This is a genomic window from Pseudoalteromonas sp. AWM4_233, from assembly GCF_056158285.1.
The window spans coordinates 522,262-536,619 of record NZ_JBSWSZ010000113.1 but is presented as its reverse complement, the minus strand read 5'-3'; the positions used below and the strand labels follow the sequence as shown (position 1 = coordinate 536,619).

Genomic DNA, 14,358 nt, shown 5'->3' with positions numbered 1-14,358 from the left:
TGAATGGCTCAGGGGTTAGGTTTTCGCTGTTTTTGAGATATGGTTTGTCTATACCCGTTCAAATTTTATGCTTAGGAAGATATTCATGAGTGCAACAGTTCAACAAGCTGGCTTAACCATAGATCAGCAACTTTATGACTTCGTTAATCAACAGGCTTTGCCCGGCACCGGTTTGCAAGCAGAGGCTTTTTGGCAAGGTTTTGCAGATCTGGTCAATGAACTTACACCAATCAATAAATCATTACTGACAAAGCGAGATACGCTTCAGTTGCAGATTGACGCCTTTCATAAGCAGCAAGGGCAATGGGATGCAGAAGCTTATAAATCATTTTTGACTGAAATAGGTTATCTAGTGCCTGAGCCTGAAGAAGCAACGATCACCACTGAACACGTTGAACCTGAGATTGCGCTCACAGCAGCCCCACAGTTAGTTGTGCCTGTAAGCAATGCACGTTTTGCATTGAATGCGGCGAATGCAAGGTGGGGCTCGCTCTATGATGCACTGTACGGCACGGATTTATTGCCAGAAAAAGACGGCGCTGAAAAGCAAAAAGCGTATAACCCGGTACGTGGCTTTAAAGTAATGGCTTACGCTAGACAGTTTTTAGATATTGCTTTGCCGCTGCAATCCGGCTCTCACATTGAGAGTACCAACTACTCAGTGCTAGATGAGCAACTAGTTGTCACTTTGAATGACAGCTCGCAAGTCTCGCTTTCGACACCTGCACAGTTTGTGGGTTATCAAGGTCAAGCACAGAATCCAACGGCTTTATTGTTCAAGCATCATGATTTACACATCGAAATCCAAATTGACCCTCATAACCCTATCGGACAAGCCGATAAAGCGGGGATCAAAGACGTCTTACTTGAAGCTGCGTTAACGACCATCATGGACTGTGAAGACTCTGTGGCCGCTGTTGACGCTGAAGATAAAGTGGGTGTTTACAACAATTGGCTAGGCTTGATGAAAGGTACCCTAACGGATACGTTTATAAAAGATGGTCAAGAACTGACGCGCAGCTTAGCAACCGATCGCGAATATACTAGTAAGAGTGGTGAGCGTTTGAGCTTGAAAGGTCGTAGCATGATGTTTGTGCGTAATGTAGGGCATTTAATGACGAACCCTGCGATCTTAGATCAAAATGGTGAAGAGATCTTTGAGGGGATCATGGATGCGGTGATCACGTCGCTGTGTGCAATGCATGATCTACAAGGCAACAGCCCATTTAAAAATTCGACAGCGGCGAGTGTTAATATCGTTAAACCTAAGATGCATGGTCCAGAAGAAGTCGCCTTTACCAATACCCTATTCTCTCGTGTTGAAAGTTTACTCGGTTTACCAGAAAACACATTAAAAATGGGCATTATGGATGAAGAACGTCGCACTTCCGTGAATCTAATGGCGTGTATTAACCAAGCTAAATCTCGTGTGGTATTTATTAACACTGGGTTCTTAGACAGAACCGGTGATGAAATTCATACCTCTATGGTGGCGGGTCCGGTATTGCCTAAAGCTCAGATCAAGGCACAACCTTGGATAGCGGCATATGAAGATCAGAATGTCGATATTGGTCTAAAATGCGGTTTTAGTGGCAAGGCGCAGATCGGTAAAGGCATGTGGCCGATGCCAGATAAAATGGCAATGATGATGGAACAAAAGTTGGCTCATCCTAAATCGGGCGCAAATACGGCTTGGGTGCCTTCTCCAACAGCGGCAACTCTGCATGCGATGCATTACCATCAAGTGGATGTTTTTGCTATTCAGGCTGAGCTGAAAGCACGTCAACAAGCGTCGCTAGACGACTTATTAACGCCACCTTTGCTGCTTGATGTAGAGCTAAGTAAAGAAGATATTCAATCTGAACTTGAGAATAACGCACAAGGCATTTTGGGTTATGTAGTACGTTGGATAGATCAAGGCGTTGGTTGCTCAAAAGTACCAGATATTAATCATATTGGTTTGATGGAAGACCGAGCTACTTTACGTATTTCAAGCCAGCATATCGCTAACTGGTTGAAACATGGCATTTGTACGCCAGAGCAAGTACAAGCGACATTTGCCAAGATGGCCGAAGTGGTCGATACACAAAATCAGCACGATACACACTATACGCCAATGGCATCGAGTAATGATAACCTAACAAGCAATCTAGCGTATCAAGCGGCATTGGCCTTGGTATTCGAAGGTGAGCAGCAGCCTAATGGCTACACAGAGCCGTTGTTACATAGTTACCGCCTTAAATACAAAGCGGCAAATAACTAAAGTGCTCACTTAACTAATTTCTTTCCTAGATTGATGCCAGCGTAAAGTTGGCATTTTTCGTTTGTTACCCATGAAAATACATTTAATTAAAAAAACTTAAAATGTGATGTTGTAACACTTTTAGTTTTGTTATATTGTAACAACTGTTTTAAGTGATGTACTTTCTTTTCCCTTGAAAAGGTGGACTTATTACTAATCGCCCGTATTAGTTGATGAGTATCGATTCAGTTAAAGAGTACGCTTGAGGCGGAGGGTTTTCTCAGTTTCCCTCCGCCTTTTTTATATCTCATTACTCCTCTTTAAGTATGTAAAGCCCCTTTACAAGTTAGTAAAACATCTCTGACTAAACTAGGGTAAAATTTAGTTTCTCAACGCAATCGAGCACAGGTATTCGTGCATTCCAAAATAAAAAAAGCTGGCATTTGCCAGCTTTGGTAATACCCAATTAGGGCATTATGCGTAAACTTTATTGTTAGAGTGGACCTTTATTGTCACTCGGCGTTTGCCATAAACTATGCCAGATGTAATTGCCATGAATGTAATATAAATCATCGCTATGAATTACAGCCCTGTCTAATCCACCCCATACATATGGCGCGCTCTCTGAGCTAATACTTGAATAATCTACTTTGCTGCTACCAAGGTAATTAAGTGCGGGCGCTTCTGTTGTATCTATTTCAAATGAAGCAAGCTCACTCACTCTATGCCATAAATATGAAGTGTTGTTATCAGATTGACTTTGCCATGTCTCTACAGGCATGGTGAATCGTAATACCCCTGCTCCGGTCGCCAAAAAGCTGAGTGATTTATAGTCCCACTCTGCAGGAGTGTAAGCATTTGCAAATACTTTCTCATTAACGACTTTCGGATTTGTGATATCTGAAATATCAAAGAGTGTGACTTTGGCGCCATTTTCAACCTCTTGCGCATTTGGAGCCTGCCAATCTTGAATATTTTGTCCGATACCAAGCAGTAAGTTTTCACTGACCGGATGCAAGTAGGCTGAATACCCAGGGATCTCTAATGCGCCTGCAATTTTAGGCTTTGTTTTATCAGCTAAATCGACGACATAAAGTGGGTCTATTTGTCTAAACGTCACAATAAACGCTCTATCTTCAGAAAAACGAACTGCATAAATATTCTCATCAACTAAGCCCTGCTCATTGGTTTTGCCGATGGGAGTGGGATACGTATCGTTAGGCAGTTTTGCAATGGGCGCTAATGAGTTTTCTTGTTGTTGTAAAACAAATAACTGATGTTTAAATGGCGAGAAACCAGCAGACTCGTTAAACGGTAAATTAGTTGTGGTGACAATACGCAAATCGTTATTAAATTCGCTGAATCTTAAATTCTCAGGCCCTCTACCTAAGTGCCCTTCGACAGCGCCTGTTGCTGTGTATTCAAGGGTATCGCTAGCCAAGTCAAACTTATGAATAACGGTTTTTACGGTATCATCTTGAGATACAGTACCATGTGTATAGAGTGCATTCTCTGAAGCATATATCCCATAGATATTCGTATTTATACAAAGTGACTCCCTTTGTTCAGGGTTACTTAAATTAACTTTAGTGATAGTAATAATACTGTCGAATCCATCTTTATCTGATGCATCAGATGAAATATAACAGTTATCTGGCGTGACCAGCTCCTCACTATCCTGAGTGGCTGTATTAGTAATGTTAGGTGTCAGTTCAGCCAGTTGCACTTTACTGAGGTTTTGATAGTTAGCCAGCACAGTCGCTTCATCATTATTACTCGTATCAAATCCAGTAAAATTAGGGTGGTAGTTGCTCACTAGGTAAAGAGACCCATCAATAACTCTGCTATCGATTAATCCCCCTTCAATTTTAAATTGGTGCTTGATGGCGGCTTGACTAGGTTGACTGACATCAACCAGGCTTAACTCAAATTCATTATCACCGTAATAGAAAAATGGCTCTACAGTCGCTGCCATGTCATTTGCTATGGGGAATGAAAAGTAGCTAGGTGAAAAATTTAAAATAGCGAGTGTATTATCATGAAGGTAGAGCTGTTGGTCTGAATTGTGTACGTCAGAATAAGTCAGGTTTTGTATAGGGTTCATTTCACCCTTTTCATTGCGTTGCATAATACGAATATAGTTTTCACCTTCATCTGAATCATGATCTATATCGTGAAATGAATTAGCCGCAATGAATAAAAACTCACCGTCATATTTAATTCTGTCAGCTTCATCAACATTTAGCTCTTGTTGATTTGTTTGAGAGAAGTCTTTTGATGTTGAAGGCGAAGCGGTTGCATCGTTTTCTGGAGCATCATAGTTAGAAAGGCGCGCTTGATAACGTTTGAATAATCCGTTCTTCAGGTTTTGAGAAAATTGAAACTCAGATGCTTTGATAAGTGGCGCTGCCGATACTTTTATATCATTCAATTTTGGAATTATTTGTTCATCTATTGGTGGTGTATCTGTGTTATTACTACCCCCACAGCCGATTAAAATACCTAATGTCAGTGAACTGAGTAAAAGAGAACGTTTCACTTTGGGCTCCTTGAAAGTGATTAAGTTAAAAGTCGTTGTGTATTTTTTAATCTTAATCAGCCTGTCTAGAATATCTGTTATTTTAGCTAGACGAATTGTTATTTAATGTAACCGAGCGTAGAAAAATAACTTAGGAGTGGTAAATTATAGTCAGGGAAATAGAAAGGTTTGATTTTGAAAGCTTCTTTAAAGTATTTATTGTTGTTGGCTGCGTTAACGACGCCACGATTAGGTTTAGCTGCTGAGCCAGCAACTTGCTCGCAAGCCAATGAGGAATGTATTGAAATTGGTCAATGGCAGGTGTCGTTAGCTGTTGGGGGCGGTGTACTGACAAACCCTTTGCAAGGTGGCGAAAATATTCCTCTCATTGTGGTGCCTTATGTCAGTTACTACAATGAACAGTTTTTTCTTGAAAACACCACACTTGGTTATACATTTCAAGAAGCTGAACACTTTGACATAAGTGCTATTTTAGAACTCAATGGTGAGCAAAAGCATTTTAATCGGCTGCATGCTGGTAATATTATTGGCGTTGATGGGGCGCTGAGTGATGGTGGAAACTCTGAGGTGCCAACCTCTCCAGATTCTAATGGGTCTGAAGACCTTTTCCCCGATACAGATAAACCGGTTGAACCAAAACGCCTTCCAACTTTAGATGATATAGCCAAGCGAGATTGGGCTATAGATGCCGGTGTACTAGCGCATTGGTATATAGGGAAACAACATAAAATAACCGCTCAGTGGTCACATGATGTCAGTGGCGTTTATAAAGGGCAGCATATTAAAGCCAGTTATAAATACCAGCTTGCTGTTTTTGATTGGCCTGCGAAACTGCAGCTTTCAGCTGGATTTGACTGGCAAAGTGCTGAGCTTAATGACTATTACTATGGTCTAAATAGTAAAGATAACGTAGAGCAAGCGTACTTTTATCAGGGTAAGCAAGGTGTGTCGCCTTTTCTTGGGATGGTATTTAATTACCGGATTAACAAACGGTGGCAGTTTAAGTTCAGTGCCAAGCGTACTTTCTTATCGAGTGCGATAACTGATAGCCCATTAGTGAATGATAAGCACCAAGATTATGTATTTATCGGGGGACTTTATGAGTTTTAGTCGCCCATTATTCATATTGGTTTCGAGTTGTTTATTCACCTCTCTTGCAAATGCGCAAAGCGCTTCTGAACATGATAACCAGCATGTGACCTCTCTTGCTATAAAACCTATCACCTGCGTTGTAAAAAGTTTAGGTGAAGCATGCCAAATGAAAGCGAACGTGACTTGGCAGTCAACTATGCCGCAGAGTGTGTGTTTGTTTCAGGATAAACAGCAACTGAAGTGTTGGGCTAAGCAAAATCAAGTATCTGAAATGCTTGATGTGACACTCGATAAAACCATGGTATTTAGCCTGCGAGACTCAAAGGAACGCACATTGGTTGAACAAACAATTAAAGTGCATGCATTGAGTAGTCGAAAGTACCGCCGAAAGTTAAAGTCTGATTGGAGTTTATTTTAATGTCTAAAGTTATCTTAGTTGAAGACGATGTTCGCTTAGCCACTTTGACTGCACAATTTTTAAAAGCAAATGGGTTTGAAGTGGAGATGATCCATGATGGGGCTGACGCCGCTAAGCAGATCATTGCTATGGAACCCGATATCGTGATTTTAGATATTATGTTACCGAATCAAGATGGGTTTAGTATTTGTCGTGCCATTAAAGACGAGTATTCTGGGCCTGTATTATTTTTAAGTGCCAAAGACAGTGATTTTGATCAGGTAAAAGGACTCGAGATTGGGGCTGACGATTATGTCATCAAGCCTGTTGAGCCTTTTGTGCTATTGGCGCGTTTGAATGCCCTACTCCGTCGTTGTCAGACTAAGCCGAAGAATCAAGACTCTTTGTCTTTAGGTAAGCTACAAATAGATAAAGCGGACCGCCGAGTTTACCTTGATAGTGAGGAGGTTGAACTAACCAGTTATGAGTTTGACTTATTGTGGGCGCTAGCAAGCAATGCTGGCGAAACTCAAAGCAGAGAGTTTATCTATAAACATGTTGTAGGCAGAGAATATGATGGACTTGATCGCAGTGTTGATGTGCGTATTTCTCGTCTTCGCAAAAAGCTAGGAGATAACTTAGAGCAACCATTTAGACTCATTACAGTGTGGGGAAAAGGTTATTTATGCTCCAAGTCGGCTTGGGATTAAACAAGCGTGATTCGACTTCTAATTAGTCTTTATTTGGTGGTCATCATCAGTATTGTCGTTATTAATCAAGCCAGTGATTATGTTTGGCAAAATTGGGTGACACACGAGCCAGATGAACTTCGTCATGCCAAACAAGTAGCGCATGTGATGCAAGCACACATTACAGCGCCTGAACAGCTTCAGGCGAGTTATCAAGGGTTAGATATTGATAGCATTGCATGGTTAGATGAGCAACGCACTCAATTATTAAATGGTGAAGTGCTGACAACTTATAATGCCCAAGGTCAGGCATTATTGAGTTTTTTACTTTTTGATAATTATACCTTAGTTCAACTAGGACCATTTTTACCTTCAGAGCCAGCATCAAATAAACTATATCTGTTTAAATTCATTTCTTTTCTGGTACTTGGGTTATTGTTGATTGTTTGGTTACGGCCACTATGGCTTGATCTGATGCAGTTTAAACGGGTCACTGAGCAATTAGCACAAGGGAACTTAAGCGTAGAGCGCAAGGCTTCACGTTTTTCTGCTATTTCTGATCTCACCGAGCAATTTCATATCATGGCGCAAAAAGTGGCTAATTTGATGACTGATCAAAAGCAGCTCGTTAATGCGGTTTCTCATGAATTGCGCACTCCACTTGCGAGACTTAAGTTTGCTCTAGCTATGCTGCAAAGCGCGCAGCCTGAGCAAATCTCAGGTATGCAACAAGACGTACAAGAAATGGAGTCATTAATCGATGAAATGCTCAGTTACGCACGTTTAGAAATCGCGGGTGAGCAGTTTAGTCGTGAAGAGTTTGATCTATCAGAGCTAATGCAGGCGCAGCTTGATAAGCTGCAAGGGCCTAGCAGTAAAGAAATTACCGCATCTATTTCATCTGGTATTACAGTCAATGCCAATGCACATTACCTTGCCCGTGTACTACAAAATTTGCTGCAAAATGCTGATAAATATGGTGCTAGCCAAATTGATGTGTCTTTGAGAGAGGTTGAACAGCAGGTTATTATTACGGTTGAAGATGATGGTGAAGGGATAGCGGAAGACCAATTCGATAGCGTGTTTATGCCTTTTGTTCGATTAGAAAAGAGCCGCAATAAGCACCTTGGTGGTTATGGACTTGGTTTAGCCATAGTGAAAAAAATTGTGAGCTGGCATAAAGGACAATGTGTGGTAGCAAAAAGTAAACTTGGTGGCGCGAGTTTCGTGATCACACTGCCAAAAATGCGCTTTATCAAAGTCTGAAAGGAAGGATTTAGAAACTGTTCCAAAAACAACAAAGGCCTTAAGTAAGGCCTTTGTTGTTTTTACAAATTATTCAAACTCTAAGGTGATGTAATTAGTGACGAACGGGTCAATAGTAATCGTACCTGTTGCATAGGATTTTCTGTCAACACCTCTGGTTTGTGCTTTAATGTAATACTTACCAGCTGGCAGTGTGATATTATCATTAAAGGTTGTATCAAATTTAGTTCTTGTTTTGATTAACCAGCCTTCAGGTGAGTACTCATATAAGTAAGCTTCGAATGCGACATTACCGATACGAGGGTGAAAAGAGCGCCCTATTTGAAGGCTCGTTTTATCATTTGGATTACGCTCGGCTTTAGTTATGCTTGTTTGTCCATAATCTCTAGATGTTTTCTTGGCATCGTGTATGTAAATTTTTTCACGTTTTACCGAATAATTACCAGATTGATTAGGTGTGTTTGTTACTGGAGCTGATGGGCTTGTAGAACCAAGGATACCGTTTATTGCACCGTTAACGCCGTCTTTGACAGTTCGTTCAACAGTGGTTGTTGAACAGCCTGATAGTGCCGTAATAGCGGTGAATAATAACGCGAGTTGAGTTTTCATATTTCGTCCTAGTCGTTTTTGGCTTACCTTAATTTTAAAAAGTCTAATACTTTTTAACGGCATTATTATTAAACAATTTACCCGCTATCTGCAATAAATAATATCTAAAAAGGGTGTAAGGAGTGTTTTTATACCAATCCACTTAATTAAGTGAGCTATTTTGAGGGTAGGAAAGTTTGTCGATAACAAGGCAAAAGTTTTACTATTTAGTTGTTCTCGTCAATTGCTCCTGCATTGCTCTACCTTCTGCATCAATGCAGTCGTAAATAAGAAATTTTTAACGCCGTTAGCGGCAACTTTAGTCCCTAAAAATGATTAAGTATTATTGGGATCGGTATTAGTAATCAACGCGCTTGCGAAGTTGTTTTGTTTGGCCTTTTTTGACTTTGCTATCGACGCGTTTACGTTGTGAGCTTCGGGTTGGTTTTGTATCTCTTCGTGCCTTTTGAACTTTAATCGCATCTAAAATAAGGGTTTTTAAGCGCTCTAATGATTCTTCTTTATTCATTTCTTGGCTACGGTGAGATTGCGCTTTGATGACAATGACTCCCTCTTTGGTGATCCTAGAGTCTTTTAGCGCAAGTAGCCTTTCTTTATAAAATTGTGGCAACGATGAACGTTTAATATCGAACTTTAAATGAATGGCGGTTGATACTTTATTGACGTTTTGACCCCCAGCGCCTTGGGCGCGGATCGCGCTGAATTCTAATTGCCAAGCTGGAATTTCAACATTGTTGGATAAAACTAACATGTTACGTCTCGTGGTTTTTACTTAGTATTAAGAGTTTAACATGTTGGCAGTAGATGTTTGCAGTTTTGAAGATATGGCGTGTCCAAGCAATTGTTTAAGAAAAATCACGGCATCCTTGCCATGGCAAGTGCTTGGGAATTAGTGGCCTAGTTGGTACTTATGCGCTAATTGTTGTTGTGAATACTGAAGAGCGCGTTTTGTTGCTTGTAATAAGTCTTTACCCTTGGCTTTTATCTGCATACTAGGCAAGCCAGGCAATAATAATTCAATGTTGCATTGTTTCATGCTGGTGGCTTGATCTTGATGTATGTCTTTTACATTGATAGTAATTTTACGGATGTTTTTACTGTACTTAGACAGTTTGCTATTCACCAGACGTGAAATTTGCATTTTTGTCGCAGCATTTTGTAGTTTGTCTTGTAGCGTCAAAATCAGTTTCATCGTGTAAATTCCAATCAGTTTATAAAGTTTTATCGCGATATATTGCAGCGATGGAATTAATCTACTAATGTAATAGAAAAGAAAAAAGCTGATTAAATCTTACTTAGGGTTCGGTGAAATCGAATGATTACCAACATAAATTACAACCACCTCTACTACTTTTGGCAAGTAAGCCGTCATGGCAGCATCGCGGCAGCCAGTAAAGTATTACATCTGACACCACAAACGGTCAGTGCACAAATTACCAGTCTTGAACATAGACTAGGTAAACCGTTATTTCTACGTGAAGGGCGAGGTTTACGACTAACTGAGTTTGGTCAAGTCACTAAACAGTATGCTGATGATATGTTTGCCATTGCCGAAGAGTGGCTTGAGACGACTCAGGGTGATATGAGCAATGTGTCTAAAACGCTTAGGGTAGGTATCTCCGACTCTTTGCCAAAGTCCTTGGTATCTAAATGGTTAGCACCTTTGATTGAAAATGAACGCATTTCGAATTTACATTGTATTGATGGCCAACAAGCTGAGCTACTGGCGCAAATGGCTACGCACAAGCTTGATCTGGTTTTAGCTGATAAGCCACTAGATAGCAGTTTACCGTTTAAGGCTTTTTGCCATGAGATAGGTAAGAGCCAACTGGGCTTTTTTGGTAAAGCCAGCTTACAAAGCAGTGTGCAAACCCAATTCCCTAACTTACTGAGTGAGCTACCTGTCATTTTACCAGCTAAAACCAGCCCGGTGACAAGCGCGATTAAGTTTTGGTTAGAAGATTTAGAGTTAGAGGTATCTGTAGCAGGTCACGTTGATGACAGTGCATTAATGAAAGCATTAGGCGAACAAGGGTTTGGTATTTTCCCTGCGCCATTGTCAATTAAGCAAGAAATCGAAAAAGCGCTCGATGTGACTTATTTGGGGGCAATTGAAAATGTTTATCAGCATTATTATGCATTTACACCTGATAGACTCATTAAAGATTCTATTTATTCAGAGTTTGTGAAAAACGCACAAAGTTGCTGATCAAATAAGCTTGGGTTAAAGAAATTAGGGGCTTTTTGCTTTTGTGAGTACAATACGCCCCTATTTACTTTTTTGAGCCCGTTATGCAGTCCTCAGCAATCTCATTCCTCGATTCTCATCTTGCTAATTTTACTCCCTTGCCGAATGAAGTAAGGCGTTTATTTCATGGCCGAGGCAAAGCGTTTGAAGGGCTTGAGCAATTAACAATTGACTGGCTTGATGGACAAATCTTGATTTCAATTTTCAAAGAAGTCGATGAAGATTTTCTGTCCGTGTTAAAACAGCATATTACTGCATGGTTGCAGATGGATGCATGGCAGGCGCAAGTAAAAAGTGTATTGTTACAGTATCGATTTAAAATGAACTCACCGATAGAAGTGGTCTTTGGTGAATTAACAGATCAGCAAAATGTCATTGAAAACGGATTGAAGTTTCAGCTCAATTTGGGTCAAAAGCAAAATAACGGCTTATTTTTAGATATGCGCTACGGTCGTAAGTGGGTATTAGAAAACAGTAAAAATAAGCGTGTCTTAAACCTCTTTGCCTATACCTGTGGCTTTTCAGTTTCAGCCATTGCTGGTGATGCTCAAAGTGTTGTTAACCTTGATATGGCGAAAGCGGCACTGTCAAAAGGCAGGGTGAACCATCAATTAAATGAACATGACTTGAGGAAAGTCAGATTCTTAGGGTATGACTTGTTTAAATCTTGGGGGAAAGTCAAAAAGTTCGGTCCTTACGACTTGATTATCATTGACCCGCCTAGTTTTCAAAAAGGTAGTTTTGCACTGACCAAAGATTATAAAAAGATTTTACGCCGTTTACATGAGTTACTCAGCGAAAATGGGCAAGTACTTGCTTGCGTGAATGACCCTGACCTGACTTCTCAATTTTTAATTGACGAAATGGCGGAGCATGCACCTTTAATGCGTTATCAGCACCGTTTGGAAAACCCGCCTGAGTTCATTGATAGCGACTCAGAAGCCAGTTTAAAAAGTTTATTATTTGTTTTAGATGGCAAATCAGAGCGAAGTTGAATGTAAGTGTAAAGCCCCTTTACACTTTAATTTAGTGGTTAGATCACGATTATTCTAACTCAGAGTATGGATACTTAGCTGGCTTTTCTTAAGTCCTATATCGAAGATATTGAAGGTCTTTTCTAGGTATTAACTCGCAATTTCTTCCTGAGAAAAGAAAATTCACATTATTTTTTAGAATTAAATTGAATTTATTTAAACAATCGAGGGTCAAACCTCAGCTATAAACCGAAATTTTACTAACTTTAACGATATTATTTGATTGATAGATCAAACTTTTACTAACAGAAGCGTCGCTTTGAGTTGCAGTTAACAAGCTAAAGCGTCGTACTTTCTGATCTACATTAACTTTTAAGTTAAATAGTTGTTTATATCGGTTAAATTAACTTGTTCATTTTAATCAAGCAGGTATAGTTTATGGCTGCTTTTAGATATCAAATAGGATTTGACGTAATATGCAATTAGTCGATTTAAACCCAGAAGATCCCAATGCCATTGAGTTATTTGCGGAGATCGATCGGCTGATGAATACGCTTTATCCTATTGCCAGTGATCAGTCTCTTGCGCTTTCTGAATTACGCCAACCCAATGTGCGCGCTATTGGTTTATTAAATGAAGATGGCATTGTTGCTTGTGGTGCGATTGTGAAACAGTTTGATAAAACGCTATATGGCGAGTTGAAACGTTTATATGTAAAACCCGCATATCGAGGTAAGGGGCTATCTAAGCGTATTATGCAAACCTTGCTTCATTATGCCGGAGAAGCGCAAATCCCTCTTATGCGCCTTGAAACAGGTAGTAAGCAGGCTGAAGCAATCAGCTTATACGAAAGTTTAGGTTTTAAGCGATGTGAGCGTTTTGGTCTTTATCGAGATAATCCGCTGAGTGTTTTTATGGAGCTCCCTCTTAGTAAGGCTTAAGCCTTATAGCGTCATTACCTGTAAGCTGCTGTAATGGCTTTATCGCACTTTTTGCAGTAATTTCTTTCTTTGTGTTCTATATTTATTTTTGGTTGCTTGAATTTAAGTAAGGAGACTTTTGGCGATGAAAGTACTCGTTGTTGATGACATGGCCGCGATGCGACATGTAATGATGAATATGTTGAGGCATGTCGGTTTCGAACATTTAGATGAAGCTGTTGATGGTTTCCAAGCGCTAGGAATGCTAAAAAATGCCTCTTACGATCTTGTGATCACCGATCTTAATATGCCCAAAATGGATGGTCAGCAATTACTTAAATCGATCCGCAATGATCAAAAACTAAAAGACACGCCAGTGATCATGGTGACTTGTGAAAACGACAAGCAAAAAGTACAGCAGGCTTTATTAGAAAAAGTCAGCGGTTTTATTTTGAAGCCTTTCAACTTACAGACTCTTGAAAAGCAGCTATCAAGGCTAAGAGAAGCGGTTTAAAAAATATAAAGAGGTATCACTTTTAAAAGCGATACCCTGTGTTTTTTGAACTAATTTTATAAGGCTTCCCTAATTATCTCCATTGCAGCATTCGTTTGGAAAATATTATGGCCGCCTTCGATAATCTTCATTTCTACATTTTTTCCATGCTTCTTTAATTCCCTGTAATACTGTTTGGTCAAATACGGCTTAGTTACATCATCCATTTTTGCAACCAGTAAGCTGATCTTAGTTTTATCTGAGACGTTTGCTGCTAGCTCAATAGGAGAAGAGATTGGCAAGTCACCCCTGAAAGGTTCATATTCGTTGCGCAGTAGCATGTCTTTTCGCCATGCATTAATATCACAAGGGCATGAGATGGCAATCGCATGATCAATTAAGTTTGGATAAAGCCCAATTATTCGCGTTGTTATTGCTGCGCCACCGGAATGTCCAATTAAGACTACTTTTCCTGCTTTATGAATATGTTTTAAGTACTTAATCGCATCAGTGATTTGCTTTACTCTGTCGTCATCATAATTGTCACCTACCGTTAAGCCCATTTCTCCATCTGACTTTCTTCCAAAATCATCTTTGTAGCCAGGTCGTAACATGCCGACTGCAATCACATTGTCATTACTCTCAACAATTTTTTGCGCAACACGGTTTTGAACAAAAGGCCGGATAAATGCACTGTCGCCATGAAGGGCAATGGCTAGAGTTGGGTTATCTGAATTTCCTTGACTCTTATAAGTTTCAATCTTGGTACAAAGATCACCTACCAAAACTTCACGATCGATGTTATTGCATGCTGATTTTGCGAGCGCTTTTTGAGTAGGTAACAGGCTAAATAATATACCTGTGATAAAAAAGATATATTTCATGATTA

Annotated in this window: 14 protein-coding genes; 9 read left to right on the top strand and 5 right to left on the bottom strand. The window is 39.9% G+C overall.

Annotated elements, in window-relative coordinates; all coding sequences use genetic code 11:
• Positions 1-85 precede the first annotated feature (85 nt).
• Positions 86-2,263, top strand: coding sequence for a malate synthase G (locus ACXAC4_RS23870; RefSeq protein ID WP_475166448.1), 2,178 nt, complete (start codon positions 86-88; stop codon positions 2,261-2,263).
• Between the two features lie 472 nt (positions 2,264-2,735).
• Here the strand turns inward: ACXAC4_RS23870 and ACXAC4_RS23865 are convergent, their stop codons facing one another.
• Positions 2,736-4,781 (bottom strand): beta-propeller domain-containing protein, encoded by a 2,046-nt coding sequence (locus ACXAC4_RS23865; RefSeq protein WP_475166445.1) that lies wholly within the window; start codon positions 4,779-4,781, stop codon positions 2,736-2,738.
• Between the two features lie 174 nt (positions 4,782-4,955).
• On the opposite strand from ACXAC4_RS23865, the gene ACXAC4_RS23860 reads away from it, so the two are divergent.
• Genes ACXAC4_RS23860 through ACXAC4_RS23845 form a run of 4 tightly spaced genes read left to right on the top strand, consistent with a single transcriptional unit; the run spans position 4,956 to position 8,225 of the window.
• Positions 4,956-5,891, top strand: coding sequence for a MipA/OmpV family protein (locus tag ACXAC4_RS23860; RefSeq protein WP_475166441.1), 936 nt, complete (start codon positions 4,956-4,958; stop codon positions 5,889-5,891).
• Positions 5,881-6,291: a DUF3019 domain-containing protein gene (locus tag ACXAC4_RS23855; RefSeq protein ID WP_475166438.1), complete on the top strand. Its 411-nt coding sequence runs from the start codon at positions 5,881-5,883 to the stop codon at positions 6,289-6,291. The genes ACXAC4_RS23860 and ACXAC4_RS23855 overlap by 11 nt, the downstream gene beginning before the upstream one ends.
• Positions 6,291-6,980 carry a response regulator gene (locus tag ACXAC4_RS23850; RefSeq protein ID WP_475166434.1) on the top strand — a complete coding sequence of 230 codons (690 nt, stop codon included), beginning with the start codon at positions 6,291-6,293 and terminating at the stop codon, positions 6,978-6,980. The genes ACXAC4_RS23855 and ACXAC4_RS23850 overlap by 1 nt, the downstream gene beginning before the upstream one ends.
• Positions 6,981-6,986: 6 nt before the next feature.
• Positions 6,987-8,225 carry an ATP-binding protein gene (locus ACXAC4_RS23845; RefSeq protein WP_475166431.1) on the top strand — a complete coding sequence of 413 codons (1,239 nt, stop codon included), beginning with the start codon at positions 6,987-6,989 and terminating at the stop codon, positions 8,223-8,225.
• Between the two features lie 69 nt (positions 8,226-8,294).
• On the opposite strand, the gene ACXAC4_RS23840 is transcribed toward ACXAC4_RS23845, so the two are convergent.
• From ACXAC4_RS23840 to ACXAC4_RS23830, 3 genes are all read right to left on the bottom strand, one after another.
• Entirely contained in the window at positions 8,295-8,834 is a 540-nt protein-coding gene (locus tag ACXAC4_RS23840; protein WP_475166428.1) for a hypothetical protein, read from the bottom strand.
• Positions 8,835-9,171: 337 nt separating this feature from the next.
• Entirely contained in the window at positions 9,172-9,585 is a 414-nt protein-coding gene (gene arfB / locus ACXAC4_RS23835) for an alternative ribosome rescue aminoacyl-tRNA hydrolase ArfB (RefSeq protein WP_475166425.1), read from the bottom strand.
• A 138-nt stretch (positions 9,586-9,723) separates the two neighbouring features.
• The gene (locus ACXAC4_RS23830; protein WP_475166421.1) at positions 9,724-10,026 is read right to left on the bottom strand and encodes a hypothetical protein; all 303 of its coding nucleotides are present in this window, start codon (positions 10,024-10,026) and stop codon (positions 9,724-9,726) included.
• Positions 10,027-10,149: 123 nt separating this feature from the next.
• Here ACXAC4_RS23830 and nhaR point away from each other — a divergent pair, with 123 nt between their 5' ends.
• The 4 genes from nhaR to ACXAC4_RS23810 all read left to right on the top strand — a co-directional run bounded on the left by nhaR (position 10,150) and on the right by ACXAC4_RS23810 (position 13,490).
• Positions 10,150-11,043, top strand: coding sequence for a transcriptional activator NhaR (nhaR, locus tag ACXAC4_RS23825; protein WP_138479318.1), 894 nt, complete (start codon positions 10,150-10,152; stop codon positions 11,041-11,043).
• Positions 11,044-11,126: 83 nt separating this feature from the next.
• Entirely contained in the window at positions 11,127-12,077 is a 951-nt protein-coding gene (locus ACXAC4_RS23820) for a class I SAM-dependent methyltransferase (RefSeq protein ID WP_475166417.1), read from the top strand.
• A 455-nt stretch (positions 12,078-12,532) separates the two neighbouring features.
• Positions 12,533-12,997 carry a GNAT family N-acetyltransferase gene (locus ACXAC4_RS23815; protein WP_349287063.1) on the top strand — a complete coding sequence of 155 codons (465 nt, stop codon included), beginning with the start codon at positions 12,533-12,535 and terminating at the stop codon, positions 12,995-12,997.
• 124 nt (positions 12,998-13,121) lie between these two features.
• Positions 13,122-13,490: a response regulator gene (locus ACXAC4_RS23810; protein ID WP_138479313.1), complete on the top strand. Its 369-nt coding sequence runs from the start codon at positions 13,122-13,124 to the stop codon at positions 13,488-13,490.
• Between the two features lie 56 nt (positions 13,491-13,546).
• Here the strand turns inward: ACXAC4_RS23810 and ACXAC4_RS23805 are convergent, their stop codons facing one another.
• A complete protein-coding gene (locus tag ACXAC4_RS23805; RefSeq protein WP_475166413.1) occupies positions 13,547-14,353 on the bottom strand; it encodes an alpha/beta hydrolase family protein in 807 nt (268 codons plus the stop codon).
• Between the last annotated feature and the right edge of the window lie 5 nt (positions 14,354-14,358).